General features: G+C 41.9%; 26 protein-coding genes. 23 read left to right on the top strand and 3 right to left on the bottom strand.

Annotated features, from left to right (window positions below):
- The first annotated feature begins 14 nt into the window (after nucleotides 1-14).
- From glmM to B7714_RS01440, 7 genes are all read left to right on the top strand, one after another.
- Complete coding sequence (gene glmM, locus B7714_RS01470) at nucleotides 15-1,367, top strand: phosphoglucosamine mutase (RefSeq protein WP_084859446.1); 1,353 nt, start codon at nucleotides 15-17, stop codon at nucleotides 1,365-1,367.
- A 73-nt stretch (nucleotides 1,368-1,440) separates the two neighbouring features.
- Nucleotides 1,441-1,815 (top strand): DUF1149 family protein, encoded by a 375-nt coding sequence (locus B7714_RS01465; protein WP_001050092.1) that lies wholly within the window; start codon nucleotides 1,441-1,443, stop codon nucleotides 1,813-1,815.
- 2 nt (nucleotides 1,816-1,817) lie between these two features.
- On the top strand, nucleotides 1,818-2,666 hold the full coding sequence (locus B7714_RS01460; RefSeq protein WP_000762169.1) for a DegV family protein: 849 nt from the start codon (nucleotides 1,818-1,820) through the stop codon (nucleotides 2,664-2,666).
- 151 nt (nucleotides 2,667-2,817) lie between these two features.
- Nucleotides 2,818-3,585: a 4-hydroxy-tetrahydrodipicolinate reductase gene (gene dapB, locus B7714_RS01455; protein ID WP_084859445.1), complete on the top strand. Its 768-nt coding sequence runs from the start codon at nucleotides 2,818-2,820 to the stop codon at nucleotides 3,583-3,585.
- Nucleotides 3,582-4,781, top strand: a complete 1,200-nt coding sequence (locus tag B7714_RS01450) for a CCA tRNA nucleotidyltransferase (RefSeq protein WP_084859444.1) — start codon at nucleotides 3,582-3,584, stop codon at nucleotides 4,779-4,781. Before dapB ends, B7714_RS01450 begins: the two co-directional genes overlap by 4 nt.
- Nucleotides 4,778-6,646, top strand: a complete 1,869-nt coding sequence (locus tag B7714_RS01445; protein ID WP_084859443.1) for an ABC-F family ATP-binding cassette domain-containing protein — start codon at nucleotides 4,778-4,780, stop codon at nucleotides 6,644-6,646. Before B7714_RS01450 ends, B7714_RS01445 begins: the two co-directional genes overlap by 4 nt.
- Nucleotides 6,643-7,254 (top strand): hypothetical protein, encoded by a 612-nt coding sequence (locus B7714_RS01440; protein WP_084859442.1) that lies wholly within the window; start codon nucleotides 6,643-6,645, stop codon nucleotides 7,252-7,254. The genes B7714_RS01445 and B7714_RS01440 overlap by 4 nt, the downstream gene beginning before the upstream one ends.
- Nucleotides 7,255-7,307: 53 nt before the next feature.
- Here B7714_RS01440 and mntE read toward each other — a convergent pair whose 3' ends face one another.
- Entirely contained in the window at nucleotides 7,308-8,501 is a 1,194-nt protein-coding gene (gene mntE, locus B7714_RS01435; RefSeq protein ID WP_084859441.1) for a CDF family manganese efflux transporter MntE, read from the bottom strand.
- Between the two features lie 306 nt (nucleotides 8,502-8,807).
- Here mntE and B7714_RS01430 point away from each other — a divergent pair, with 306 nt between their 5' ends.
- The 5 genes from B7714_RS01430 (at nucleotide 8,808) to yaaA (ending at nucleotide 14,653) form a co-directional block, all read left to right on the top strand.
- Entirely contained in the window at nucleotides 8,808-11,504 is a 2,697-nt protein-coding gene (locus B7714_RS01430; RefSeq protein ID WP_084859440.1) for a cation-translocating P-type ATPase, read from the top strand.
- A gap of 104 nt (nucleotides 11,505-11,608) precedes the next feature.
- The gene (locus B7714_RS01425; RefSeq protein ID WP_000412241.1) at nucleotides 11,609-12,019 is read left to right on the top strand and encodes a peptide deformylase; all 411 of its coding nucleotides are present in this window, start codon (nucleotides 11,609-11,611) and stop codon (nucleotides 12,017-12,019) included.
- A gap of 11 nt (nucleotides 12,020-12,030) precedes the next feature.
- Entirely contained in the window at nucleotides 12,031-13,626 is a 1,596-nt protein-coding gene (locus B7714_RS01420; RefSeq protein ID WP_084859439.1) for a hypothetical protein, read from the top strand.
- Between the two features lie 96 nt (nucleotides 13,627-13,722).
- Nucleotides 13,723-13,827: a DUF3953 domain-containing protein gene (locus B7714_RS09780; RefSeq protein ID WP_142358010.1), complete on the top strand. Its 105-nt coding sequence runs from the start codon at nucleotides 13,723-13,725 to the stop codon at nucleotides 13,825-13,827.
- Nucleotides 13,828-13,924: 97 nt separating this feature from the next.
- Entirely contained in the window at nucleotides 13,925-14,653 is a 729-nt protein-coding gene (gene yaaA / locus B7714_RS01415) for a peroxide stress protein YaaA (RefSeq protein WP_084859438.1), read from the top strand.
- Nucleotides 14,654-14,684: 31 nt separating this feature from the next.
- Here yaaA and B7714_RS01410 read toward each other — a convergent pair whose 3' ends face one another.
- Both B7714_RS01410 and B7714_RS01405 read right to left on the bottom strand, forming a co-directional pair.
- On the bottom strand, nucleotides 14,685-15,233 hold the full coding sequence (locus B7714_RS01410; RefSeq protein WP_000039632.1) for an NADPH-dependent FMN reductase: 549 nt from the start codon (nucleotides 15,231-15,233) through the stop codon (nucleotides 14,685-14,687).
- A 91-nt stretch (nucleotides 15,234-15,324) separates the two neighbouring features.
- Nucleotides 15,325-15,771 carry a MarR family winged helix-turn-helix transcriptional regulator gene (locus B7714_RS01405; RefSeq protein WP_084859437.1) on the bottom strand — a complete coding sequence of 149 codons (447 nt, stop codon included), beginning with the start codon at nucleotides 15,769-15,771 and terminating at the stop codon, nucleotides 15,325-15,327.
- Nucleotides 15,772-15,889: 118 nt separating this feature from the next.
- Between B7714_RS01405 and B7714_RS01400 the strand changes: the two genes are divergently transcribed.
- From B7714_RS01400 to B7714_RS01350, 11 genes are all read left to right on the top strand, one after another.
- Nucleotides 15,890-16,366 carry a cell wall elongation regulator TseB-like domain-containing protein gene (locus tag B7714_RS01400; protein WP_084859436.1) on the top strand — a complete coding sequence of 159 codons (477 nt, stop codon included), beginning with the start codon at nucleotides 15,890-15,892 and terminating at the stop codon, nucleotides 16,364-16,366.
- 9 nt (nucleotides 16,367-16,375) lie between these two features.
- Nucleotides 16,376-17,554 (top strand): pyridoxal phosphate-dependent aminotransferase, encoded by a 1,179-nt coding sequence (locus tag B7714_RS01395; RefSeq protein ID WP_084859435.1) that lies wholly within the window; start codon nucleotides 16,376-16,378, stop codon nucleotides 17,552-17,554.
- Nucleotides 17,555-17,706: 152 nt separating this feature from the next.
- A complete protein-coding gene (gene asnS / locus B7714_RS01390; RefSeq protein ID WP_084859434.1) occupies nucleotides 17,707-19,050 on the top strand; it encodes an asparagine--tRNA ligase in 1,344 nt (447 codons plus the stop codon).
- A 148-nt stretch (nucleotides 19,051-19,198) separates the two neighbouring features.
- Nucleotides 19,199-19,489: a 30S ribosomal protein S6 gene (gene rpsF, locus B7714_RS01385; RefSeq protein WP_001151782.1), complete on the top strand. Its 291-nt coding sequence runs from the start codon at nucleotides 19,199-19,201 to the stop codon at nucleotides 19,487-19,489.
- Nucleotides 19,490-19,500: 11 nt separating this feature from the next.
- On the top strand, nucleotides 19,501-19,971 hold the full coding sequence (gene ssbA / locus B7714_RS01380; RefSeq protein ID WP_000609595.1) for a single-stranded DNA-binding protein SsbA: 471 nt from the start codon (nucleotides 19,501-19,503) through the stop codon (nucleotides 19,969-19,971).
- A 31-nt stretch (nucleotides 19,972-20,002) separates the two neighbouring features.
- Complete coding sequence (gene rpsR / locus B7714_RS01375; RefSeq protein ID WP_000068664.1) at nucleotides 20,003-20,242, top strand: 30S ribosomal protein S18; 240 nt, start codon at nucleotides 20,003-20,005, stop codon at nucleotides 20,240-20,242.
- A 309-nt stretch (nucleotides 20,243-20,551) separates the two neighbouring features.
- Entirely contained in the window at nucleotides 20,552-21,061 is a 510-nt protein-coding gene (locus B7714_RS01370; protein WP_084859433.1) for a GNAT family N-acetyltransferase, read from the top strand.
- A gap of 441 nt (nucleotides 21,062-21,502) precedes the next feature.
- A complete protein-coding gene (gene wecB, locus B7714_RS01365) occupies nucleotides 21,503-22,651 on the top strand; it encodes a non-hydrolyzing UDP-N-acetylglucosamine 2-epimerase (protein WP_084859432.1) in 1,149 nt (382 codons plus the stop codon).
- 6 nt (nucleotides 22,652-22,657) lie between these two features.
- Nucleotides 22,658-23,437, top strand: coding sequence for a hypothetical protein (locus tag B7714_RS01360; RefSeq protein WP_084859431.1), 780 nt, complete (start codon nucleotides 22,658-22,660; stop codon nucleotides 23,435-23,437).
- A 142-nt stretch (nucleotides 23,438-23,579) separates the two neighbouring features.
- Entirely contained in the window at nucleotides 23,580-24,890 is a 1,311-nt protein-coding gene (locus B7714_RS01355; protein ID WP_000625493.1) for a glycosyltransferase family 2 protein, read from the top strand.
- Nucleotides 24,891-24,898: 8 nt separating this feature from the next.
- Nucleotides 24,899-26,002 (top strand): family 8 glycosyl hydrolase, encoded by a 1,104-nt coding sequence (locus tag B7714_RS01350; RefSeq protein WP_084859430.1) that lies wholly within the window; start codon nucleotides 24,899-24,901, stop codon nucleotides 26,000-26,002.
- The last annotated feature ends 16 nt before the right edge of the window (nucleotides 26,003-26,018 follow it).

The raw sequence follows: 26,018 nt of genomic DNA, 5'->3' as shown, positions 1-26,018 counted from the left end.
GGATGATAAATAAAATGGGTAAATATTTTGGGACCGATGGAGTCCGTGGAGAAGCAAACGTAGAACTGACGCCAGAATTGGCCTTTAAACTGGGACGTTTTGGTGGTTATGTTCTTAGCCAACACGAAACAGAAGCCCCTAAAGTCTTTGTAGGACGTGATACACGCATCTCAGGAGAAATGCTAGAATCTGCCTTGGTGGCAGGTCTTCTATCAGTAGGGATTCACGTCTACAAACTCGGTGTCCTTGCAACACCAGCAGTAGCTTATTTGGTTAAAACTGAGGGAGCTAGTGCGGGTGTCATGATTTCAGCGAGTCACAACCCAGCCCTTGATAATGGAATTAAGTTCTTTGGTGGGGATGGCTTCAAACTTGATGACGAAAAAGAAGCAGAAATCGAAGCCTTGTTGGACGCTGCCGAAGACACACTTCCACGTCCGAGTGCTGAGGGCTTGGGAACCTTGGTGGACTATCCAGAAGGTTTGCGTAAGTATGAAGGCTACCTTGTTTCAACTGGAACTCCTCTTGAGGGAATGAAAGTGGCCTTGGATACAGCCAACGGTGCAGCAGCTACAAGTGCCCGTCAAATCTTTGCAGACCTTGGGGCTCAAATAACTGTTATCGGGGAGACACCAGATGGTCTTAATATCAACTTGAATGTTGGTTCAACTCACCCAGAAGCTCTCCAAGAACTAGTCAAAGAAAGCCAGTCAGCTATTGGTTTGGCCTTTGACGGAGACAGTGACCGCTTGATTGCTGTTGATGAAAATGGCGACATTGTTGATGGTGATAAGATTATGTATATCATTGGGAAATACCTTTCTGAAAAAGGCCAGTTAGCTCAAAACACCATCGTAACAACGGTTATGTCTAACCTTGGCTTCCATAAGGCCTTGGAGAGCGCTGGCATTAACAAGGCAGTGACTGCAGTTGGAGATCGCTATGTTGTCGAAGAAATGAGAAAATCAGGCTACAACCTAGGTGGTGAACAGTCTGGTCACGTTATCTTGATGGATTACAATACAACTGGTGATGGTCAATTATCAGCTGTCCAATTAACTAAAATCATGAAAGAAACAGGCAAAAGCTTATCTCAACTAGCATCAGAAGTGACGATTTACCCACAAAAACTGGTCAATATCCGAGTGGAAAATGCCATGAAAGAAAATGCCATGGAAGTACCAGCCATCAAGACAATCATAGAAAAGATGGAAGAAGAGATGGCAGGCAACGGTCGTATCCTTGTCCGCCCAAGTGGAACAGAACCCCTCTTGCGTGTCATGGCAGAAGCACCAACAACAGAAGAAGTCAACTACTATGTAGATACGATTGCTGCTGTGGTTAAAGATGAAATCGGAATTGACTAAAGCCTAGAAAACTAGATGAAATGATAAAAATGTGGTACAATTGCATAGTAAATTGTAGCAATGGGAGAGAAAAATGAATCTTAAACGAGAACAAGAATTTGTTAGCCAGTATCACTTTGATGCTCGTAACTTTGAATGGGAAAATGAAAATGGAGCTCCTGAAACCAAGGTAGACGTGAACTTTCAGTTACTCCAACATGACCAAGAAAACCAAGTGACTTCTTTAGTCGTTATCTTGAGTTTTATGATTGTCTTTGACAAATTTGTCATCAGTGGAACGATTTCCCAAGTTAACCATGTGGAAGGTCGCATTGTTAACGAACCAAGCGAATTTAACCAAGAAGAAGTCGAAACCTTGGCACGTCCATGTTTGAATATGCTCAATCGTTTGACGTATGAAGTAACAGAAATCGCCTTGGATCTTCCAGGAATCAATTTGGAGTTTTAGCCATGAAATTAGCTGTCATTACAGATTCTTCAGCCTATTTAGAGGAGAGGACGCTGCAAAGAGAGAATCTATTTATCTTGGATATTCCTGTCAATATTGATGGGGAGGAGTATGTTGAAGGTGTCAATCTGACTGCTGAAGAATTTTATCAAAAAATGGCTCAGTCTGCAGAATTGCCTAAAACTAGTCAACCAAGTATTGCCAAATTGGATGAGATTCTAAGTTCCTTGAAAGATGAAGGCTATACTCATGTCTTGGGCCTCTTTCTTTCGTCAGGAATTTCAGGCTTTTATCAGAATATCCAATATATGTTAGACGAGTATGAAGGTTTGACCATTGCCTTTCCAGATACCCATATCACAAGTTCCCCTCTAGGATTTATGGTAGAGAGTGCCTTTGATTGGGCAGAACAAGGCGATGATTTTGCGCAGATTCAGGAGAAGTTGGCTATCCAAATTGCTGATAATTCAGCCTTTATCATAGTAGATGACCTCGACCACTTGGTTAAGGGAGGACGTTTGTCAAATGGAGCAGCTATCTTAGGAAATCTCCTCAGTATCAAGCCTATCCTTTACTTTAATGACCAAGGAGTGATTGAAGTTTACGAAAAAGTTCGTACAGAAAAGAAAGCAATCAAACGTTTGGTGGAAATCATCAAGGAGTTGACAAAAGATGGGGACTACCGTATAACAGTCATTCATGGGAACGCTCCTCAAAAGGCAGCGGATTTACGTCAGCTTTTGATGGAGAGTGGTGTGACTGCTGAAATTCCAATTGAAACCTTTGGTAGTGTCATTGGGACCCACCTTGGAGAAGGTAGTATCGCCTTGAGCTATACACCAATCGTCTAAATTGTTCTTACAGGCTTTGTATCTTAGCAATTGAACACGGCCTACCTGCCTCGTGAAAAAAGATGCCTGTCTTGCCTTTCATGGCAAGTCAGCGCCATTCCCTATTTTTCATGGGCAGCTAACGTCCTTTGTATCTTAGACAGGAGTAGAGATGAGTATTCGAGTGATTATTGCTGGGTTTAAGGGAAAGATGGGCCAGGCCGCTTGTCAGATGGTCTTGGCTGATCCTAACTTGGACTTGGTCGCAGTTTTGGATCCGTTTGAGTCTGAATCAGAATGGAAAGGCATTCCTGTCTTCAATGATAAGGCAGCCTTGGCTGGATTTGAGGCTGATGTCTGGGTGGATTTCACCACACCAGCTGTTGCTTACGAAAATACGCGCTTTGCCCTTGAAAATGGCTTTGCTCCTGTCGTAGGAACAACAGGCTTCACTAGTGAAGAAATTACAGAATTAAAAGAATTCTCTCGTGCCCAAAATTTGGGTGGCTTGATAGCCCCTAACTTTGCCTTGGGTGCGGTCTTGCTTATGCAATTTGCGGCCCAGGCGGCTAAATATTTCCCAAATGTGGAGATTATCGAGCTTCATCATGACAAGAAAAAAGATGCTCCGAGTGGAACAGCCATTAAAACAGCTGAGTTGATAGCAGAAGTTCGAGAGTCTATTCAGCAAGGTGCGCTAGATGAGGAAGAGTTGATTGCAGGAGCTCGTGGTGCTAATTTTGATGGCATGCGCATCCATTCAGTCCGTCTACCAGGCTTGGTAGCCCATCAGGAAGTCATCTTTGGCAATCAGGGAGAAGGATTGACCCTCCGTCATGACTCCTATGATCGTAGCTCCTTCATGACAGGGGTGAATTTGGGAATCAAAGAAGTTGTCAAGCGTCATGAGCTTGTCTATGGATTAGAACACTTATTATGAGATTAACACAAATGCCTTCTGAATTTCAGAAGGCTTTACCAGTATTAGAAAAAATTAAAGAAGCAGGTTTTGAAGCCTATTTTGTTGGAGGCTCTGTTAGAGATGCCATTCTCCATCGTCCCATCCATGATGTGGATATTGCGACTTCTTCTTATCCAGAGGAGACCAAGCAGATTTTTCCGCGAACAGCCGATATTGGAATCGAGCATGGAACGGTCTTGGTTTTAGATGGCGATGAGGAGTATGAGGTAACCACCTTTCGGACCGAGGATGTCTATGTGGACTATCGCAGGCCCAGTGCAGTTTCCTTTGTGCGCTCGCTAGAAGAGGACCTCAAGCGCCGTGATTTCACAGTTAATGCGTTTGCCTTGGATGAGACAGGCGAAATTATTGACTTGTTCCATGGTTTAGAGGATTTGGAAAACCAAGTCTTGCGAGCAGTTGGAGTGGCTAGTGAGCGTTTTAACGAAGATGCTTTGCGAATTATGCGTGGTTTCCGTTTTCAGGCCAGTCTCGGTTTTAAACTTGAGTCAGAAACTTTTGAGGCGATGAAGACTTTGACGCCGCTCTTGGAGAAAATTTCTGTGGAGCGCACCTTTGTTGAGTTTGATAAACTCTTGCTGGCACCTTTTTGGCGAGTTGGTCTGGCTTCCATGATTGAGAGTCGAGCTTATGACTATCTTCCAGATATGGCAGGGAGCCAGGACAAGCTCAACAGACTGTTTGATTTGGAGACTGAGTTCACTTTTGAATCCTCCGAACAAGCCTGGGCAGCTCTATTGTGGGCTTTGGAGATTAAAGATGCACAGCCATTTTTGAAGGCATGGAAAACCTCACGCCAGTTTGCTAAGCAGGTTCAGGATTTGCTGACTATTTTGGCTTTGCGAGAAGAAAGAGAGCTGAGCAAGCGTGATTGTTACCTCTTTGACTTGAATTCCCTTCTACAAGCTGAAAATCTTCGTCAGGCCCAAGGAAAAGAAGTCAATCAACAAGCTATCACAGAAACTTACCAGAGTTTGACCATTCATGACAAGAAAGAAATTCAGATTAATGGTGGAATTTTGATTAAGGAATATGGTTACCAGCCAGGACCAGACTTGGGAGAGATTTTAACAGAGATTGAGTTTGCCATTGTCGATGGAGAGTTGGAAAACGACCGTCAAGCCATCCATGCTTACCTGAGGGAGAGAAAATGAGTGATTTTATCGTTGAAAAGCTAAGTAAATCCGTCGGAGACAAGACCGTTTTTAAGGATATTTCCTTTATCATCCATGATTTGGACAGAATCGGTCTAATTGGTGTCAATGGAACGGGTAAGACTACCCTTTTAGACGTCCTTTCTGGCGTTTCTGGCTTTGATGGGGATGTCAGTCCCTTTTCGGCAAAGAATGACTATAAGATTGGCTACTTGACCCAGGATCCTGATTTTGATGATAGCAAGACGGTCTTGGATACGGTTCTCTCCAGCGACCTCAAGGAAATCCAGCTCATTCGTGAGTATGAGTTAATCATGCTCAACTACAGTGAGGACAAGCAAGCTCGTTTGGAACGGGTCATGGCAGAAATGGACTCTCTCCAAGCCTGGGAAATTGAAAGCCAGGTCAAGACAGTCCTCAGCAAGCTGGGTATTCAGGACTTGTCGACTCCAGTTGGTGAATTGTCAGGCGGTCTAAGAAGACGGGTTCAGTTGGCGCAAGTTCTCCTAGGAAACCACGACCTCTTGCTTCTGGACGAGCCGACTAACCATTTGGATATTGCGACCATTGAGTGGCTGACCCTCTTTTTGAAAAATTCCAAGAAGACCGTCCTCTTTATCACCCACGATCGTTATTTCCTAGATGCACTATCAACACGAATTTTCGAGTTGGACCGAGCAGGCTTGACCGAATATCAGGGAAATTATCAGGACTATGTTCGCCTCAAGGCTGAACAAGATGAGCGTGACGCTGCCCTTCTCCACAAGAAAGAACAACTCTACAAACAAGAACTGGCCTGGATGCGCAGACAACCACAGGCACGTGCGACCAAGCAACAGGCCCGTATCAATCGTTTCCACGATTTGAAAAAAGAAGTTTCAGGTGGCGTTGCTGAAACAGACTTGACCATGAACTTTGAAACCAGTCGGATTGGGAAAAAAGTCATCGAGTTTCAGGATGTTTCCTTTGCCTATGAAAACAAGCCCATTTTGCAAGGTTTTAATCTCTTGGTGCAAGCCAAAGACCGTATCGGAATCGTTGGGGACAACGGTGTCGGGAAGTCAACTCTGCTTAATCTCATCGCAGGAAGTCTTGAGCCGACTAAAGGTCAAGTTATCATCGGTGAGACGGTTCGCATCGCCTATTTTTCTCAACAAATTGAAGGTTTGGATGAAAGCAAACGGGTTATCAATTACCTGCAGGAAGTAGCAGAAGAGGTTAAGACCAGTGGTGGTTCTACGACTTCCATTGCAGAGTTGCTAGAGCAGTTTCTCTTCCCACGTTCGACGCATGGAACCTTGATTGAGAAATTGTCTGGTGGAGAGAAAAAACGCCTTTATCTTCTCAAATTGCTTTTGGAAAAACCCAATGTTCTTCTTTTGGACGAGCCGACAAATGACCTAGATATTGCGACCTTGACAGTTTTGGAAAATTTCTTGCAGAGCTTTTCAGGTCCTGTCTTGACAGTTAGCCACGATCGTTATTTCTTGGATAAGGTAGCGACCAAGATTCTCGCCTTTGAGAATGGCAAGATTCGTCCTTTCTTTGGTCATTACACCGACTACCTTGATGAAAAAAACTTTGAAACTGATATAGCCAATCAAGTTCAAAAGGCAGAAAAGGAAAAAGTGGTCAAGGTCCGTGAAGATAAGAAACGCATGACCTACCAAGAAAAGCAGGAGTGGGGAAGCATTGAAGGGGATATTGAAGCCTTGGAAAATCGTATTGCTGCTATTGAAGAAGAAATGCAGGCAAATGGCTCTGACTTTGGTAAGCTGGCTACTCTCCAAAAAGAACTGGATGAGAAAAACGAAGCACTCCTTGAAAAATACGAACGTTATGAATATTTAAGTGAGTTGGCATGATGGAAGAAAAAGTCATTAAACGTAGTCCCAAGAAAATCATTTGGAATGCCTTGTTTGGCCTAGCTTCGGTGCTTTTCTTCTTGTTACCTCTCTATTATCTCCATTCGTATTCGGAAAAGGGGACGGGACTTCATACGATAAGTCTTTTGTTAATGCTGCTTGTACTTTTTTGCGCTGGAGTAGTTGTTTATCAGACATACAGGTTGTTAAGCTCCGATAAGGAATATTTGAGATGTACTGTCGAGGGGTTTTACTACAAACCGAATCCAAAGAAACCCAGTCATTTCTACGCTTGGGCTGATGTAGAGGAATTTTCCTTCTCTCGGATTCGAGGGAAGTATAGGGATTCTTATCGGATTGAAGTCTATTTTAAAAACAAGGAAAATGTGAAATCCCAATCCTTTCTAACACTGCTGAAGAGAAGGATTCTCCCTTTTTATCCGTCAGCAGATTTGATCATCCCTATCTTTCTGCTAGATGTAGGACTTCCTGAAAGGGTCTACGAGACCATGAAGTACTATGAAAGAGAATGGCGCATCGAACAAAATCGTCAAGCAAGAAAAAAGGCAAAACAAGCTTCGAAAAGCAAATCTTCCAAACCGTCATAGTCTGTCTTTGCTTAAAGTAGAATAATCAAAAAGGCCCTATCCACTGGATAGGGTCACTGTTTGTCTTCTTTTTTAGTTTCCTGATGGAAGATGTTTTGCCAAGTCTCATGGCGACGCCAGATACTGGTGTGGACGATGCCATCTAGCTCATAGCAAATGAGCTTGGTTTTCTGACTAATGGAAGTGATTTGAATATCCTTAATAGCAGCTTTAAGTTCTTTTTCGGCTTGATAAGCGACTTTATCCATCTGCTCTCCATCTTGACGGATATAGAGAAAGTCCTCAGCAAGGAGTTCTTCTAGCTGATTTCCTTGGTCAATCAATTGCTCACGCATGAGCAGTTTTTTGTAGACATTGTCTAAAATCTCGTCCTCAGGTATGGGAGCTGGCTCGATATGGACATCGGTATCAAAGACTCCAAAGCGCTCTTCCAGCATGGATTCGACCTGGTCCGCAATTTCGTGACTCTCATAGACTGATAAGTCGGGATTCATTTCTAAGGTGATATCAAGGTAGATATTGCTACCGTAGGTACGCCCTCTTTGGGACTTGACCTTACTAATCTTTGGAATCTCCATGATGGCCTTTTGGTAGTCCTCTAGCAGACGGTCATCAAAACCATCTGAAAGACTGAAGGAAGACTCGATAAAGATATCATAGGCTGTTTTTAAGATAAAGAAGGTGATGATGATAGCGACCAATTTATCCACGATAGGATAATTGAAACTGCTGGCTAAGATAGCAATGGAAGTCCCAAGCGAGGTGACAGCATCAGAAAGATTGTCCTTAGCAGCTGCCTTGAGAGCTTTGGATTTCGATTTCTTACTGAGGCGTGTGTTATAGAGATAAACAGCAAACATGACCGCTGCTGAAATGATTCCTAGAATCGCTCCCAAAGGATCAATAGGTGTTTGTTCCCGACTGAGGATTTTCTGAATGGTGTCCCGAAGCACATCAAAACCAACATAGAACATGATGATGGAAGTAATCAAGCTAGCCAAATCTTCAATCTTCCAGTGACCAAAGCGATGGTCACGGTCTGCAGGTTGGCGGGCCATCCGAATCCCAATCAAGAGGGCAACGTTTCCGATAATATCGGATACGTTGTTGAAACCATCTGCCACCAAACTGGAAGAATGCAGGAGGTGACCAGTTGCCAATTTTGCCGCAGACAAGAGGAGGTAGGTTGAAATACTGATAATGGCTCCACGTTCTGCCAATTTGAGATTTGACATGGATTGGTTCATCGGGCTTCCTTTCTAGTCATATAGTATTCTACCATTATACTGGTTTTCAAGGGAAAATTCAAATTTAGTCTTGTTTCATCGGATTTAAACCCTTGAAAACTTTTCAAATTTTGATATAATAGTACTACTCAAGGGAGTAGCTGGCAGAAACCTGTGATAGTGTCGTCATTCCGAATTGTATACTGAAAAGTATGTTTTCCGGCACTATCTTAAACAGCGAGACTTGTTATGATTAACAGGTCTCTTTTTGTTTGTCATAAAACTAAAAGAGAACTTGTTTTGCACACAATGTCAAGGAGGAGACACATGTCAAAAGAACAAAAACGCCAAGCGTTTTACACTCAAAGTCCTGAAGAGGTCTTGAAGTCAGTTGAAGCAACTGAGCAAGGTCTTTCGTCAAGCGAAGCGCAGAAACGTCTAGCTGAATATGGACGCAATGAACTGGAAGAGGGTGAGAAAAAATCTCTCCTAGTCAAGTTTATCGAGCAATTTAAGGATTTGATGATTATCATCCTAGTTGCTGCGGCTATCTTGTCAGTCGTAACTTCTGGTGGGGAAGATATCGCAGATGCCATCATTATCCTAGCCGTGGTTATCATCAACGCTGCCTTTGGTGTTTACCAAGAAGGAAAAGCAGAAGAAGCCATCGAAGCCCTCAAGTCTATGTCTAGTCCAGCTGCTCGCGTTATTCGTGATGGGCACATGGCTGAGATTGATTCCAAAGAATTGGTACCAGGTGATATCGTTGCCCTTGAAGCTGGTGATGTAGTGCCAGCAGACCTACGTTTGCTAGAAGCTAATTCTCTTAAAATTGAAGAAGCAGCCTTGACAGGTGAGTCTGTTCCAGTCGAAAAAGACTTGACTGTCGAGCTCTCTGCAGATGCTGGTATTGGTGACCGTGTCAATATGGCCTTCCAAAACTCAAATGTGACTTATGGTCGTGGTCTTGGCGTTGTTGTCAATACAGGTATGTACACGGAAGTGGGTCATATCGCTGGCATGCTCCAAGATGCGGATGAGACGGATACACCACTCAAACAAAACTTGAACAACCTTTCTAAGGTCTTGACCTATGCAATTTTGGTCATTGCCCTTGTTACTTTTGTAGTCGGAGTCTTCATTCAAGGTAAAAATCCACTTGGTGAGTTGATGACATCTGTTGCGCTTGCTGTTGCAGCCATCCCAGAAGGACTTCCTGCTATCGTGACCATCGTTCTTGCCCTTGGTACTCAAGTTTTGGCAAAACGAAACTCTATCGTTCGTAAGTTGCCAGCAGTTGAAACACTTGGTTCAACTGAGATCATCGCTTCTGATAAGACTGGTACGCTTACCATGAACAAGATGACAGTCGAAAAAGTCTTCTATGATGCAGTCCTACATGATTCAGCTGATGATATTGAACTAGGTCTTGAAATGCCTCTTCTTCGTTCTGTTGTTTTGGCTAATGATACTAAGATTGATGCAGAAGGAAACCTGATTGGGGATCCAACCGAAACAGCCTTCATCCAGTATGCCTTGGACAAGGGCTATGATGTTAAAGGATTTTTAGAGCAATATCCTCGTGTAGCTGAGTTACCATTTGACTCAGATCGTAAACTCATGTCAACGGTTCATCCATTACCAGATGGTAAATTCCTCGTAGCAGTCAAGGGAGCCCCTGACCAACTCTTGAAACGTTGTGTTGCTCGGGATAAAGCTGGAGATGTCGCTCCGATTGATAATCAAGTCAATGACATAATTCACACAAACAACTCTGAAATGGCTCACCAAGCCTTGCGTGTCCTTGCGGGTGCGTATAAGATTATCGATAGTATTCCAGAAAACTTGACTTCTGAAGAGCTTGAAAACAACTTGATCTTTACTGGATTGATTGGAATGATTGACCCTGAACGTGCCGAAGCTGCAGAAGCTGTTCGTGTGGCTAAGGAAGCTGGAATCCGTCCAATCATGATTACGGGTGACCATCAAGATACTGCAGAAGCTATTGCCAAACGTTTGGGAATTATTGATGCAAATGATACAGAAGGTCACGTTTTAACTGGTGCTGAGCTCAACGAACTGTCAGATGAAGACTTTGAAAAAGTAGTTGGTCAATACTCTGTTTATGCCCGTGTGTCTCCAGAACACAAGGTTCGTATCGTCAAGGCTTGGCAAAAACAAGGTAAGGTTGTTGCTATGACAGGTGACGGTGTTAATGATGCGCCAGCTCTGAAAACAGCCGATATCGGTATCGGTATGGGAATCACTGGTACAGAGGTTTCTAAGGGAGCTTCTGACATGATTCTTGCAGATGATAACTTTGCGACTATTATCGTCGCAGTTGAAGAAGGACGTAAGGTCTTCTCAAACATTCAAAAGACTATTCAGTACTTACTTTCTGCCAATACTGCTGAAGTATTAACTATCTTCTTATCAACCTTGTTTGGTTGGGACGTCTTGCAGCCAGTTCATCTTTTGTGGATCAACTTGGTAACAGATACCTTCCCAGCTATCGCTCTTGGTGTTGAACCTGCTGAGCCTGGTGTCATGAATCATAAACCACGTGGACGAAAGGCAAGCTTCTTCTCAGGTGGTGTTTTGAGTTCTATCATCTATCAAGGTGTACTCCAAGCAGCTATTGTTATGAGTGTTTATGGACTTGCAATTGCTTACCCAGTTCATGTGGGTGACAATCATGCCATTCATGCGGATGCCCTTACTATGGCCTTTGCAACACTCGGTTTGATCCAGCTCTTCCATGCCTACAATGTCAAGTCTGTTTACCAATCCATCTTGACAGTTGGCCCATTCAAGTCTAAGACCTTTAACTGGTCTATCTTGGTATCCTTCATTCTTCTGATGGCAACAATTGTCGTAGAACCGCTTGAAGGAATCTTCCACGTAACCAAACTAGACTTGTCACAATGGGCCATTGTTCTTGCTGGAAGCTTCTCAATGATACTTATCGTCGAAATCGTTAAGTTTGTTCAACGTAAACTTGGTCTTGATAAGAACGCGATTTAATAAGAAAGTCATCTTCGGATGGCTTTTTTTGCATTTGAGGGAAAGGACTAGAAGTTGCCCCCTTTTGTGCTATAATAAAGTAAAGTTGTAAGGAGCGTAAGAGAATGGAAAAGAAAATTGTCCGAGATATCTTATTCTTGTCTCAGGTCTCGAAACCTGCAAGTCAGGAAGACCTTTATCTGGCTAAGGATTTGCAGGATACCTTGCTGGCTAATCGCGAGACCTGTGTCGGTCTGGCGGCCAATATGATTGGTGTGCAGAAGCGTGTGATTATCTTTAATCTTGGCCTAGTTCCCATGGTCATGTTTAACCCTATTCTCCTTTCCTACAAAGGGCCTTACGAGACAGAGGAAGGTTGTTTGTCTTTGACTGGGGTTCGAACGACGATTCGTTATGAAACGATTACGGTTTCCTATCGCGATAGCAAGTGGCAGGAACAGACCATTACACTGACAGGTTTTCCAGCTCAGATCTGCCAACATGAACTGGATCATTTGGAAGGACGGATAATTTAGGAGGAACTCAGATGAAACGCATACTATTTGAACTTGTTTTTATCGCAACGACTTGGTATATCTTTTTACCACCATTCAATCTGACTAGTTGGGAATTCATCTTCTTTCTCTGTGGGCATCTGGTGGTGATGGGGATTTTGTTTAGTTTCCGCAAGGATACCAATCTCCTCAAAAATGTTCATGTACGTCATGGCAAGCATGCCAACGAGCTTAATCTAGAAGGACTTCATTTTACCAAACTCAGTAAAGGATTGTTGCTGGCCGCAGGACTTATCTTTGCCCTTGCTGGTCTGGTTGGCTTAGTAACCTCTAGCTTTTTCCAAGCAAAAAATTATGCTAATGTGGTATCTATCACAGAAAAAGATTTTAAAGATTTTCCCAAGAGTGATACCAGCAAGGTTCCAATCCTAGATCGGAGTACCGCCGAAAAGATTGGAGACCGTTATCTAGGCTCTCTGACGGATAAGGTCTCCCAGTACGTAGCAGCAGATACTTATACCCAGTTGACGGTTGATGGCAAGCCCTATAGGGTGACTCCTTTGGAGTATGCTGATCCCATCAAATGGTTCAACAATCAAGCCAAGGGAATTGGCGAGTATATTAAGGTTGATATGGTGACAGGAAATGCGGAATTGGTGGATTTAAAAACACCGATGAAGTATTCGGACTCTGAGTACTTTAATCGCGATGTCAAACGTCATCTTCGAATCAAGTACCCAACCAAGATTTTTAAAACGCCATCCTTTGAGGTGGATGATGCAGGCAATCCCTTCTATGTAGCAACCGTTTATCAAAAGCAGTTTGGTCTAGGAGTTCCTCGTCCTTCATCTGTTATTATCTTGGACGCGACCGATGGAGAAACCAAGGAATACAGCTTGGATGAGGTGCCAGAATGGGTGGACCGTGTCTATCCAGCTGAAGAAACCATCGAGCAAATCAACTACAACGGCAAGTATAAAGATGGCTTCTGGAATGCCTTGATTTCTAAGAAAAATGTTACCCAAACGACCGAGGGCTATAACTATCTTTCTATCGGAAATGACATTTATCTCTATACGGGGGTGACTTCAGCAAACGCTGACGAAAGTAATCTAGGATTTATCCTTGAAAATATGCGCACTGGTGAAATCACCAAGTACAATCTAGCATCAGCAACCGAAGAATCAGCCCGTGCTTCCGCAGAAGGAGCAGTGCAGGAAAAAGCATATAAGGCTACCTTCCCTATCCTTGTCAATCTCAATGACAAACCACTCTATATCATGGGCTTGAAAGATAACGCAGGCTTGGTCAAGGAGTATGCATTGGTCGATGCCGTGGAGTACCAAAACGTCATCGTAGCAACTACGGTAGATGAACTCCTCAGCAAGTATGCCAATAAAAATGACCTCGAGTTGGATAATGAAACGGTAGAAAACATCAAGGGTATCGTCTCAGACCTTAAATCAGCTGTCATCAAGGGTGATACCGTCTATTTCTTTAAAGTTGATGGCAAGATTTATAAGGTCAAGGCTTCCGTATCAGACGACCTTCCTTACCTCGAAAATGGTCAATCCTTTGAAGGTCAAGTTGGAAAAGATAATTACCTCAAGACCTTTAAAGTACAATAATACTCTTCGAAAATCAAATTCAAACCACGTCAGCTTCGCCTTGCCGTACTCAAGTACAGCCTGCGGCTAGCTTCCTAGTTTGCTCTTTGATTTTCATTGAGTATAAAAATAGGTTTTCTCAGTTCAAGGAGAAAAAAAGATAAATTCTTATCTATCTTAACAAGCTTAGCTGGCACAGCCCTTGTTCTCGTGGCTATCTGATTAGGATGACCAAAATAAACAGAGAAACCTCGGTATGAACCGAGGTTTTTAAGATGAAATTCTTGGTCGTGGTTGAAAAATATGCTACACTAACAATATGAAAATTTTAATCCCAACAGCAAAAGAAATGAACACAGACCATCCTTGTATCGAAGCGCTCCCCTTGAGGGAAGAAAGTCAGGTAGTCCTTGACTCACTGGCGCACTACTCAGCCAGTGAATTAGAGACTTTTTATAAGGTATCTGCCGAGAAAGCAGAAGAAGAGTACGCTCATATTCAAGCTCTAAAAGATTACAGGGCTAAAAACTATCCAGCCTTGAAACTTTTCGATGGTCTCATGTATCGTCACATCAAACGAGATGGGTTAACCGAGGCTGAACAAACCTATCTTGAAAATCATGTCCTGATTACCTCGGCTTTATACGGTGTTGTCCCCGCCTTGTCGCCCATGGCTCCTCACCGTTTGGATTTCTTGATGAAGTTAAAAGTTGCTGGTAAGACTTTAAAGAGTCATTGGAAGTCAGCCTATGATGAGGCGCTTCAGGATGAGGACTTGATATTCTCACTCCTATCATCAGAGTTTGAAACCGTATTTTCGAAGGAAATCAGAGAAAAGATGGTGACCTTCAAATTTATGGAGGACAAGGCAGGTCAGCTGAAAATCCACTCAACTATTTCAAAAAAAGCCCGTGGCGCCTTTTTGACCGCCTTGATAGAAGGGCAAGTTCATACAGTCGAACAAGCTCGCCAGCTCAGTTTTGCAGGTTTTGACTACCGACCTGATTTATCCAGTGATTTAGAACTCGTCTTTGTGAAACAAGCATAAAACCAGCTCATTCGAGCTGGTTTTTGCTAGATTAGTTGATGGCTGCAAGAAGGTCGTCCGCTTGTTTTGCAAGTGATGAAGCAGTTGCTTCTTCTAACACCAATTTTCCATCTGCCCAAGCAGAGTCATTGACACGAGCAGCTGTAAAATCACCAACGACTTGTGTACGGATAAATGGCAAGAGGTCTTTATAAATAGCAAAGAGTTGATCGTGACCGGCATTGGCTACAGATGAGACAGTAACAAACTTGTCTTGGAGGGCAGAAGCACCACGTGTATCAGACAAGTCAAGGGCACGAGAGAGCCAGTCAAGCAAGTTTTTCACTGTTCCAGGGATAGAGAAGTTGTAGACTGGAGAGAAGATCCAGATAGCATCCGCAGCAAGGACTGCTTCACGAGCAGCAGCTACAGCTGGATGAGTTGGAACTTCCAAATCTTGGCTGAAGAGAGGAACAGCTGAGTAATCAAGATAGCTAACTTCCGCTTTTCCAGCAAGTGCTTTTTCAGCTTCGAGGGCCATTTGGTGGTTGAAAGAACCTTGGCGTAGTGAACCGACGATAAATAATACTTTTTTAGACATGATGTGTCTCCTTTAGTTTAAAATTTAAAGAGCGAACCCTTTTGTTACCATCTATGTTACAACAAATAATACTAATTAGCAATAATTTTGCTCACAAATTTTTAAATTTTTTTAAAATCTGAATCAAATCTTCCTTTTCGCCATCTTCCAAGATGCTGAGTGCTTCTACGATAGAATCGATATGGTCAGGAAGAACCTCTTCGATTTTTCTGCGTCCTGCAGGTGTTAATTTCAGGAAAAAGGAGCGACGATCCTTGGGGTCACAAGTTCTAGAAATCCATCCATCTCGAACCATATTTCGAATGACAACAGTCATATTTCCAGAAGTGGCTAGCATTTTTTCAATCAAATCCTGAATACGCAGTTCTCCCTTACTATAGAGAGTTTCCAGAACGGAAAATTGAGTAGGGGTTAGTCCGTGTTCTTTGGCAGCCTTGGTTTCATATGGTTTAAAAGTTCGTATGGCTTTGTTGAGGACGATAGCTGTTTTTAAGTCTAATTGATTATCGGAAATTCTCTTTTTCAAATATTGTTTCATAAGGTTATTTTATCAATAATTAGGCAGAAAAACAAGAACTTATATTTTATAGGAAAAGATTCTTAGAATGTTCCTGTCTTCGCTTGTAATAAAGGGGGAGAGATGGTAAAATAGACGAGTGAAACTAAGACAAAAAAAAGCAAAAAACAAGCTACTTATTCAATATGGAATCGGCATTTCTCTGGTACTGCTAGTGCTGACCGGATCCTTTCTTTATCTGATATCACTTAGCATGAAACCCTATCAAGATGCTAGGGTTGATGGAGAAAAACTGGCCATGCAGTATGCAGAATTGGAAAAGGCAGATCAGGTTGATTTTTATAATGGACTAGAAGGTTATTACAGCGTTTTAGGACACAATAAAAAGCAAGAGGCCATTGCCGTACTGATTGAAAAGAATGACCACAAGATTTACGTTTATCAGCTAGATAAGGGGATTTCTCAAGACAAGGCAGCGACGATTTCGAGGGAAAAAGGAGCTAGCGACATTGACAAAGTCACCTTTGGTCGCTATCAGGACAAGCCGATTTGGGAAGTTAAGTCAGGAAACCACTACTATCTGATAGATTTTGAAACAGGAGCAGTGATCCAATAAGGAGGGCATATGAAACTATCCAAGCGTGTACTAGAAATGGAAGAGAGTGTCACTCTAGCCAGTGATGCAAGAGCCAAAGCATTAAAAGCTCAGGGAAAAGATGTTCTTTTCTTAACCTTGGGACAGCCTGATTTTCATACTCCTGAAAACATTCAGGATGCAGCGATAGAAGCGATTCGAGATGGACGAGCTTCCTTCTATACAGTTGCTTCAGGCCTACCAGAGTTAAAAGCGGCGGTTAATACCTATTTTGAACGCTACTATGGGTATTCCGTAGCAGCTAACGAGGTTACCTTTGCCACTGGTGCCAAGTTCTCTCTCTACACCTTCTTTATGGCTGTAGTCAATCCAGGTGATGAGGTCATCATCCCTACACCATACTGGGTCAGCTATGGAGATCAAGTCAAAATGGCAGAAGGAGTGCCAGTCTTTGTCCAGGCCAAGGAAGACAATCACTTTAAAGTAACAGTAGAGCAGCTAGAAGCAGCCCGAACAGACAAGACTAAGGTCTTGGTTCTCAATTCGCCATCTAATCCGACCGGTATGATCTACTCTCGTGAGGAACTCTTGGCTATCGGAAATTGGGCGGTTGAACATGATGTCCTTATCCTAGCAGATGATATTTATGGTCGTTTGGTTTATAACGGGAACGAATTTGTTCCAATCTCTAGTCTGTCAGAAGCCATTCGCAAGCAAACCATCGTGATTAACGGTGTATCTAAGGCTTATGCTATGACTGGTTGGCGGGTAGGTTATGCAGTAGGAAATCCTGAAATTATCGCTGCTATGAGCAAATTGACAGGACAAACGACTTCAAATCTGACAGCAGTGTCTCAATATGCTACCATTGAAGCCCTAACTGGACCACAAGACTCTGTCGAAACCATGCGCCAAGCATTTGAGGAACGTTTGAATACCATCTATCCTCTTTTGTGCCAAGTACCAGGATTTGAAGTAGTCAAGCCCCAAGGAGCCTTCTATCTTTTCCCAAATGTTAAAAAAGCGATGGAGATGAAGGGATATACCGATGTGACGGAGTTTGCAACGGCTATTCTCGAAGAAGTCGGACTGGCCTTGATTACAGGAGCTGGATTTGGAGCACCAGAAAATGTTCGTCTCAGCTATGCCACAGACTTGGATACATTAAAAGAAGCTATTCGCCGTTTGCATCAATTTATGGAAAACTAAAACTCAAAGTCTTCGTCTTCTTGGCGAAGATTTTTTGTAACGAAAATCTCGCGAATTTTCTCTAGTCGAACCTAGCTATCGCAGTCTATTTATGGTAAAATAGTGGGTAATGATGTCTTCGGACAAGTTAAACGAAAAAAGGAAGATAGATTATGACAAAACGTGTAACAATCATCGAAGTAAAAGACTACGTTGGTCAAGAAGTGACCATCGGAGCCTGGGTTGCCAACAAATCAGGAAAAGGAAAAATTGCCTTCTTGCAATTGCGTGATGGAACAGCCTTCTTCCAAGGTGTAGCCTTTAAACCAAACTTTATTGAAAAATTTGGTGAAGAGGTAGGTCTTGAAAAATTTGACACAATCAAACGCTTGAGCCAAGAAACTTCTGTTTATGTGACAGGAATTGTCAAAGAAGACGAACGTTCTAAGTTTGGTTATGAACTCGATATTACAGACATCGAAGTGATCGGTGAATCTCAAGACTACCCAATCACACCAAAAGAACACGGAACAGACTTCTTGATGGACAACCGTCACTTGTGGCTCCGCTCTCGTAAGCAAGTGGCTGTGATGCAAATCCGTAACGCTATCATTTATGCAACTTATGAGTTCTTTGATAAGAACGGCTTCATGAAGTTTGATAGCCCAATTCTTTCAGGAAATGCAGCAGAAGATTCAACTGAACTCTTTGAAACAGATTACTTCGGAACGCCAGCCTACTTGAGCCAATCAGGTCAGCTTTACCTAGAAGCGGGTGCTATGGCTCTTGGTCGCGTATTTGACTTTGGTCCAGTATTTCGTGCGGAGAAATCAAAAACGCGCCGTCACTTGACTGAGTTCTGGATGATGGATGCGGAGTATTCTTATTTGACACATGACGAGTCACTTGACTTGCAAGAAGCGTATGTAAAAGCCCTTCTTCAGGGTGTTCTTGATCGTGCGCTTCAAGCCTTGGAAACCTTGGAACGTGATACAGAGCTCTTGAAACGCTATATTGCTGAGCCATTTAAACGCATCACTTACGATCAAGCCATTGACCTTTTGCAAGAGCATGAAAATGATGAAGATGCTGATTACGAGCATCTTGAGCATGGCGATGACTTTGGTTCACCACACGAAACATGGATTTCAAACCACTTTGGTGTGCCAACGTTTGTCATGAACTACCCAGCAGCTATCAAGGCCTTCTACATGAAACCAGTTCCTGGAAATCCAGAACGCGTACTTTGTGCAGACTTGCTTGCACCAGAAGGCTACGGAGAAATCATCGGTGGTTCTATGCGTGAGGAAGACTACGATGCTCTTGTGGCTAAGATGGAAGAACTGGGCATGGATCGTACAGAATATGAATTCTACCTTGACCTTCGTAAATACGGTACAGTACCACATGGTGGATTTGGTATCGGTATCGAGCGTATGGTGACTTTCGCAGCAGGTACAAAACATATCCGTGAAGCCATTCCATTCCCACGTATGTTGCACCGTATCAAACCATAAACTAGTAAAAAGAAGATATTTTCATCTTCTTTTTTCACTTTTATCTTGCTATCTATCAGTTTTTCTAGTATAATAGTTTATTGTGAGCAAACCTCACTTACCCCTTGCAAAGACTAGGGGTCATTAGACCAAAAGGAGGAACATATCAATGGCTAAATACGAAATTCTTTATATCATTCGTCCAAACATTGAAGAAGAAGCGAAAAACGCTTTGGTAGCACGTTTTGACTCTATTTTGACTGACAACGGTGCAACTGTTGTTGAATCAAAATCATGGGAAAAACGTCGTCTTGCATACGAAATCCAAGATTTCCGTGAAGGACTTTACCACATCGTTAACGTTGAAGCAAACGACGACGCAGCTCTTAAAGAGTTTGACCGTCTTTCAAAAATCAACGCTGACATTCTTCGTCACATGATCGTCAAACTTGACGCGTAAGAAGGTAAATTATGATTAACAATGTTGTACTTGTAGGGCGTATGACACGTGATGCTGAGTTGCGTTATACCCCATCAAATGTAGCAGTTGCGACTTTTACTCTTGCAGTAAACCGTACATTTAAGAGTCAAAATGGCGAACGTGAGGCTGATTTTATCAATGTCGTTATGTGGCGTCAACAGGCTGAAAATCTTGCTAACTGGGCTAAAAAAGGCTCTCTTATCGGGATCACAGGCCGCATCCAGACTCGTAGTTACGATAACCAGCAAGGACAACGTGTCTACGTAACAGAAGTCGTGGCTGAGAATTTCCAAATGTTGGAAAGTCGCGGAGTGCGCGAAGGACATTCAGGTGGGGCTTATTCTGCACCAACTGCTGGTCAATCAGCACCTGCAAACCCAGTACCAGACTTTTCGCGTTCTGAAAATCCATTTGGAGCAACCAATCCATTGGACATTTCAGATGATGATTTACCATTCTAATGGACAATTAATACTATAAAGGAGAAAAAACATGGCTCAACAACGTCGTGGCGGATTCAAACGCCGTAAAAAAGTTGATTACATCGCAGCAAACAAAATTGAATATGTTGATTACAAAGATACTGAGCTTCTTAGCCGTTTCGTTTCAGAACGTGGGAAAATCCTTCCTCGTCGTGTAACAGGAACTTCAGCTAAAAACCAACGTAAAGTAACAACAGCTATCAAACGCGCTCGCGTAATGGCTTTGATGCCTTTCGTAAACGAAGATTAAAGAAAAGACCCTTACGGGTCTTTTTTTCACGAGCATGGAAATGAGAGAGCGAGTTGAGGTCCAGTGGAGCTCTTTTTCATGAGCTCGGAAATAAGAAAGCGAGTCAAGACCCCAACGGGTCTTTTTTTCACGAGCTTTGAAACGAGAGAGCGAGTTGGGTCCTGGTGGACCTCTTTTTCAGACTTTTCCAGGACTCTGTTAGAATTGATTCCCTGTTGACCTAGTAAGATTCTTTTGTCTTACTAGGTTTTTCTTTTAATCTTTATTATCGTGCTATAATGGTAGGAGAAAGCTATAAAGGAGCAACTTATGAAGACGATATGTTCAATTAGAAAAATGCAAGAATCTGACATACAAGATCTATCTCGAGGATTTATCAGCCAAGGTTGGCCAAGTAGAGAGGAGATTTTAACTCGATACTTTAAGGAGCAAGAAAGTGGGGAGAGAGAAGTCTTAGTTGCAGAGGTTGAGGGTGCTGTAGCGGATTACATTACGATTTTACCCGATGCTAAGCAGGGTCCCTTTGCTGGAATGGCTCCAGAACTCTCAGATTTCAATGTCTTTGAGCCCTTTCAAAATCAAGGTATTGGAAACTTCTTGATGGAAGAGGCAGAAAATCGAGTTAAGCTTTTTTCAGACAAAGTGACGTTGGGTGTAGGTTTGCACTCAGGCTATGGACCTGCCCAGAGATTGTACATCAAACGAGGTTATATTCCAGATGGTTCGGGTGTCTGGTATCAAAATCACAGACCGGCTATGGATGCTACTTGTGAAGATATCGGTGACCTTGTTTTATATCTGTCAAAAGATTTGATTTAAGATAGATCTTATAAGGTTTAACTTTAAAATGGCAAGAAGTCGTAAATCCCTTTTTCATTCGAAAAAGGAATTTTTTGTTTGAAATTGTTTGATTTATTCCTCAAAGTGATAAAATATAATTGTTTGAAATATCAATATAAACATAAATATCAAAAAAAACATATAAATAATAGTTTATGTATGGTCTTATTTTCTGAAAAAAATCTGAAATATATTGAAGAGTGGGCTGTTTTTAGTTGTAAACGATATCATTACAAAAAAGTTACAGAATGTTAAAATTAAATGAAATGAAATAATATAATTTGGAAAAAATTTGACATATAAATAAATTGACGGTAAAATAATTATGAAAGTCAAATTAATTGAAATCGGAACTATTCGATACACAAATTAATACGATTTATCAAATTTTATTTTTTATTATAGTAGAAGGATAGCATAATGAAGAAACTGAAAGTGATGGTTGTTTTTGGAACACGACCTGAAGCCATCAAAATGGCCCCTTTAGTGTTGGAGTTGCAAAAACATAGTGATACAATTGAAACAGTTACTGTTGTGACAGCTCAACATCGTCAAATGCTAGATCAAGTTCTTGAAACATTTCGAATTCAGCCTAACTATGATTTAGATATCATGGGGAAAAACCAGTCTCTTTTAGACATTACTGGAAAAATTTTAGAAAAGTTTGATCCAGTTGTTAAGCAAGAACTTCCAGATATCATTCTTGTTCATGGAGATACAACGACAACTTTTGCAGCAAGTTTAGTTGCTTTCTATAATCAGGTACGTATCGGCCACGTTGAAGCTGGTCTAAGGACCTTTGATAAGTATTCTCCTTTTCCAGAAGAAATGAATCGTCAGATGACTGATAACCTAGCGGATCTTTATTTTGCTCCAACTAGTGAGAGTAAAGAAAATCTCCTCAAGGAAAATCACCCTGAGTCTGCTATTGTCATTACGGGGAATACAGCCATTGATGCATTGAAACTAACCGTTCAATCGGATTACTATCATGAAGTTCTAGATCAATTGGATCCAGATAAGAAACTTGTATTGGTAACCATGCATCGTCGTGAGAATCAAGGTCATCCAATGAGAAATGTCTTTACAGCTTTACGTGAGATGGTCGATCTTCATCAGGAAATTGAAGTTGTTTATCCTGTTCATCTTAGCCCTGCTGTGCAAGAAGCAGCAAAGGATATTCTAGCTGGTCATGACCGCATTCACTTGATTGAGCCTTTAGATGTACTTGATTTTCATAATTTGGCTTCAAGAAGCTATTTTATCATGACTGACTCTGGAGGTGTTCAGGAAGAGGCGCCTTCTCTCGGCAAACCTGTCCTTGTTCTTCGTGACACGACGGAACGTCCAGAAGGTGTTCGTGCAGGAACCTTGAAGCTAGTTGGTACGAATCCAGTACGTGTCAAAGACGCTATGGCAGCACTCTTAACAGATGAAACTCTTTATAGACAAATGTCTCAGGCACCAAATCCTTATGGAGATGGAAGAGCCTCTGAACGAATCGTACAATCCATTCAACAGTACTTTGGGGCAGCAACTTCTGTATCTGAATTCAAAGGGGGGAAATAAGATAAAATGAAAAATTGGAGTCAATTTAAAAACTGGCTTATGGCTTTGCTTGCTTGTGAGGTCATTCTTTTGGTGCTTTGTTTTTTGTATGCTCGAGCAATCATTTTAGAACAAATCTTGTTTTTAGCTTTAGCCTTGTTTGCAGTGTTGGTATTATCTGACCTTTTACTTACTTGGACCCTTATCTTAGCATTTGGTTTTGGACTTATCGTTTTGGTTGCGGGTGTGGTTTATATCCCAATCATTCAACTGATCTTCTTATTAATCAGTTTTCCAATTTTGATTGGGATTCTACTTAAGGTTCGTTATTATTTCTTCAAGGTGACCTCAAAGGTCCAAGAACAGGAAGACGAAGCGCGAGCAGATTACCAAGCGATGGTCACTGAACAAAGTGATGTGATGGTACAGTCCTTATTGATTCATTGGGCACATGAAGATTTGTTCTTCCAGATTAAACCGAAAGAACATAACCAGATGCTCAGTCGTATTCAAGAGGGAATTGCTCAGGAATTGAGCTACAATGATAAACTCTATTACGTTTCGGATGGTAATTTTCTCGTTCTATCGAGTAGTAGCCAACATTCTTTGAAGGAACTTTATTTGAATGGTTTGCAGGAGAAACTGAGCAGTTTAGTTTTTCATGGAGAAGATGGCAATCAAGGAATTCAGTTCCAAACAGGCTATTTGGTGATTAACTCTGATAATAAAGATAAATACCAAGACTACACGGATGTCGCCAGTCATCTCAAACGTCAACTAGAGACAGATGTAATTGTAGAATATTAGGAGGGAAACATGACTTTAACCGAACTATTTTTTGGTATTGCTTTGGGACTCAGTCTCGTCTTTGGCATTTGTTTTATCATACTATTTATTGCATACAATATTCTTTACCATCGAGTGAACAAAAATTTTAAGGCGGTGAATCATGATTAGTCAAATGTTAATGATTTTTACCTTGCTTACAATTTGGATTTCTCTAGCTTGGGGCTTGGTAATTCTCTTTTCGGCAGTACACTTTTGGTTTAAACACAGTGATTTTCGTGTAGATACTTCGCCGCTACCTTATTATCCTAAGGTTACCATTGTTGTTCCTGCTCATAATGAGGATGTGGTTATTGCCCAAACGGCAAAAGCTATCTTGGATATGAACTATCCTCACGACCGTGTGGAGTTGCTTCTATTTGCGGATAACTGTTCGGATAACACCTATGCAGAATGTTTGTCAGTACAAGCCATGCCTGAATATGCAGGAAGAAATCTGACTATTATCGATCGTACTGGTACGGGAGGAAAAGCGGGCGTTCTAAACGATGCTTTGGAGATGGCAACAGGCGAATATATCTGTGTCTATGATGCAGATGCCATGCCTGAAAAGAACGCTCTTTATTTCCTTGTGAAAGAAGTGATGAAGGATCCAGAACGTCATGTGGCATCTTTCGGCCGCAACAAGACTCGAAATGCCAATCAAAATTTCTTGACTCGTTGTATCAACCAGGAAATCGTTGTTACTCAGCGCGTGCACCACGTTGGGATGTGGCATCTCTTTAAAATTGGGCGTATCCCAGGAACCAACTTTATCATTCAAACCGACTTTGTAAAGAGTATCGGTGGTTGGAAAAATGGTGCCTTAACCGAGGATACCGATATTTCCTTCAAAATCATGCAGAGTGGTAAATTGATCGCCCTTGCTTATAACTCAGAGGCTTTCCAACAAGAACCTGAGACTTTAAAGAGTTACTATATGCAACGAAAACGCTGGGCAAAAGGAAATTATGAAGTTGTTCTCTCAAACTTTAAGCATCTATTTGGCAGAGCAAACTGGCGCGTTAAACTAGAAGTCTTTAACTATTCTTGTGTTTTCTTTTGGTTTAACTTTGCCATTGTCCTATCGGATTTGATTTTCCTAGCGAATGTGCTAGCGATCTGCCTTAATCTTTTCTTCCCAGATGTCAGGGTTCCATTTGCTTTTGATGCGGACAATATCTACATCGCCCAGCTCATGCTCTTTAACTGGATTCTCATGATTGGTCTTTATTTGATGCAAATTATGACAGCATTGGCAAGTCAATTTGGACAAGCTACTACAAAGCAAATCTGGTTGGCTTTGGCTGCCTATTTCACTTATGCACAGATGTTTATCGTTGTTTCCATTGATTCCATTTCTTCAATCGTTCTGGACAAGGTACTCCGACGAAAAGAAACCAAGTGGGTTAAAACCAAGCGATTTGCAGGATAGGAGGTTCTATGAAAACGAATAAATTAAAATATGTCTGGTTTGTGCTCATCCTTTCTATCTTTTGTTTAGCCTTGTTTTTAGTAAGAGGAAGGACTAAAATCGAGATGCGGAATCGAATTTACAGCCAATGGAGCCAGCAGTTTCTTGTTACAAAAGGCGATCAGTCTTATGTTCGTACGACGAATGATTCTGAGGAAACAACAGTTTTATCAGAGGCCCAAAGTTACGGCATGCTCATAACGGTTTTAGCAGCCCAAAAAGGGCAAGCAACACAAGCAGATTTTGATAACCTTTATCGCTATTACCAAAATCATCGTATCGAGGGAACGCAGTTGATGTCTTGGAAGCAAGTAATCACAAATGGTAGCGAATCGGTTGAGAAGCAGAACGCAACTGATGGGGATCTCTACATCGCTTATTCTTTGATTGAAGCTGCCAAACAGTGGCCAGATAAAGCACAGGAATACCAAGAACAAGCTAAAAAGATCTTGGCTGATATCCTTCAATACAATTACAATGAAGAGACAGGTGTTTTAACAGTAGGAAACTGGGCAAACAAGGATTCTGATTATTATTACTTGATGCGGACGTCTGATACTCTTCCTCACTATTTCCAATCTTTTTATGACCTGACTGGAAATAAACAGTGGTTAGACATTAAGGATAAGATGCTTGGGCAATTGGAGCAAATCAGTTCTCATTCTGATACGGGTCTCTTGCCAGACTTTATCTGGGCTGAGAAGTCAGGGGCACGTCTTGTTGATGCCAACACTATCGAATCTCAATACGATGGGGCTTATTCTTATAATGCTTGTCGTTTGCCTTATCACCTGTCACAGAGCCAGGATGAAAGAAGCCAAAAACTCGTTCAAAAGATGATGGATTTCTTTATGAAAGAGCAACGCATTTATGCTGGCTATGACTTGAACGGAACGGCCCTCAATCAATACCAGGCAGGTAGTTTCTTGGCACCGATTACCTACGCGTCTGACAAGGGAGAAGGCTATCTGAAACTTCTTCAGCAAAATAAATACATTTTCACACAAGATTTACCTTTGGACAACTACTATGATGCAACGATGATTACCATGATTGCTCTAGAGATGTTCTAGGATGAAAAGAGAGGGC

Source organism: Streptococcus oralis subsp. oralis (assembly GCF_002096595.1).
Lineage (GTDB): Bacteria > Bacillota > Bacilli > Lactobacillales > Streptococcaceae > Streptococcus > Streptococcus oralis_D.
The sequence above is the reverse complement of the archived record's forward strand: the minus strand, read 5'-3'. Positions and strand labels throughout refer to the sequence as shown.

Excerpts from the sequence above, each read along its gene's own strand:
- B7714_RS01370 (WP_084859433.1), top strand. The coding sequence starts at position 20,552 with ATGAAGACGATATGTTCAATTAGAAAAATGCAAGAATCTGACATACAA.
- B7714_RS01425 (WP_000412241.1), top strand. The coding sequence starts at position 11,609 with ATGGAAAAGAAAATTGTCCGAGATATCTTATTCTTGTCTCAGGTCTCG.
- B7714_RS01410 (WP_000039632.1), bottom strand. The coding sequence starts at position 15,233 with ATGTCTAAAAAAGTATTATTTATCGTCGGTTCACTACGCCAAGGTTCT.
- B7714_RS01445 (WP_084859443.1), top strand. The coding sequence starts at position 4,778 with ATGAGTGATTTTATCGTTGAAAAGCTAAGTAAATCCGTCGGAGACAAG.
- B7714_RS01350 (WP_084859430.1), top strand. The coding sequence starts at position 24,899 with ATGAAAACGAATAAATTAAAATATGTCTGGTTTGTGCTCATCCTTTCT.
- B7714_RS01430 (WP_084859440.1), top strand. The coding sequence starts at position 8,808 with ATGTCAAAAGAACAAAAACGCCAAGCGTTTTACACTCAAAGTCCTGAA.
- rpsF (WP_001151782.1), top strand. The coding sequence starts at position 19,199 with ATGGCTAAATACGAAATTCTTTATATCATTCGTCCAAACATTGAAGAA.
- asnS (WP_084859434.1), top strand. The coding sequence starts at position 17,707 with ATGACAAAACGTGTAACAATCATCGAAGTAAAAGACTACGTTGGTCAA.
- B7714_RS01405 (WP_084859437.1), bottom strand. The coding sequence starts at position 15,771 with ATGAAACAATATTTGAAAAAGAGAATTTCCGATAATCAATTAGACTTA.
- rpsR (WP_000068664.1), top strand. The coding sequence starts at position 20,003 with ATGGCTCAACAACGTCGTGGCGGATTCAAACGCCGTAAAAAAGTTGAT.
- mntE (WP_084859441.1), bottom strand. The coding sequence starts at position 8,501 with ATGAACCAATCCATGTCAAATCTCAAATTGGCAGAACGTGGAGCCATT.
- B7714_RS01355 (WP_000625493.1), top strand. The coding sequence starts at position 23,580 with ATGATTAGTCAAATGTTAATGATTTTTACCTTGCTTACAATTTGGATT.
- B7714_RS01460 (WP_000762169.1), top strand. The coding sequence starts at position 1,818 with ATGAAATTAGCTGTCATTACAGATTCTTCAGCCTATTTAGAGGAGAGG.
- ssbA (WP_000609595.1), top strand. The coding sequence starts at position 19,501 with ATGATTAACAATGTTGTACTTGTAGGGCGTATGACACGTGATGCTGAG.
- dapB (WP_084859445.1), top strand. The coding sequence starts at position 2,818 with ATGAGTATTCGAGTGATTATTGCTGGGTTTAAGGGAAAGATGGGCCAG.
- B7714_RS01465 (WP_001050092.1), top strand. The coding sequence starts at position 1,441 with ATGAATCTTAAACGAGAACAAGAATTTGTTAGCCAGTATCACTTTGAT.
- B7714_RS01395 (WP_084859435.1), top strand. The coding sequence starts at position 16,376 with ATGAAACTATCCAAGCGTGTACTAGAAATGGAAGAGAGTGTCACTCTA.
- B7714_RS01420 (WP_084859439.1), top strand. The coding sequence starts at position 12,031 with ATGAAACGCATACTATTTGAACTTGTTTTTATCGCAACGACTTGGTAT.
- B7714_RS01440 (WP_084859442.1), top strand. The coding sequence starts at position 6,643 with ATGATGGAAGAAAAAGTCATTAAACGTAGTCCCAAGAAAATCATTTGG.
- yaaA (WP_084859438.1), top strand. The coding sequence starts at position 13,925 with ATGAAAATTTTAATCCCAACAGCAAAAGAAATGAACACAGACCATCCT.
- B7714_RS01360 (WP_084859431.1), top strand. The coding sequence starts at position 22,658 with ATGAAAAATTGGAGTCAATTTAAAAACTGGCTTATGGCTTTGCTTGCT.
- wecB (WP_084859432.1), top strand. The coding sequence starts at position 21,503 with ATGAAGAAACTGAAAGTGATGGTTGTTTTTGGAACACGACCTGAAGCC.
- B7714_RS01450 (WP_084859444.1), top strand. The coding sequence starts at position 3,582 with ATGAGATTAACACAAATGCCTTCTGAATTTCAGAAGGCTTTACCAGTA.
- glmM (WP_084859446.1), top strand. The coding sequence starts at position 15 with ATGGGTAAATATTTTGGGACCGATGGAGTCCGTGGAGAAGCAAACGTA.